Here is a 274-nt window from a genome sequence, read left to right on the forward strand (position 1 = left end):
GTGGGCGGGTGACATCACCTACGTCTGGACGCGGGAGGGTTGGGTTTATCTTGCCGTGATCATTGACCTTTTCTCCAGGCGCGTCGTCGGATGGGCCATCAGCAACCGCATGAAGCAGGATCTTGCCTTGCGGGCGCTGAACATGGTCATCGCGATCCGAAGGCCACCACAAGGGTGCATTCATCACACGGATCGCGGATCGCAATACTGCGCTCACGACTATCAGAAGCTGCTGCGCAAGCACGGGTTCAAGGTGTCGATGAGTGGGAAAGGC

At 58.4% G+C, this 274-nt stretch carries 1 protein-coding gene; it reads left to right on the forward strand.

Going from position 1 to position 274, the window contains the following annotated elements; genetic code table 11:
* On the forward strand, nt 1-274 hold a 274-nt coding region (locus tag EG885_RS22540; RefSeq protein WP_165571284.1), incomplete at both ends, for a DDE-type integrase/transposase/recombinase.

The sequence above is a fragment of the Paracoccus nototheniae genome, from assembly GCF_004335005.1.
GTDB classification, from domain to species: domain Bacteria; phylum Pseudomonadota; class Alphaproteobacteria; order Rhodobacterales; family Rhodobacteraceae; genus Paracoccus; species Paracoccus nototheniae.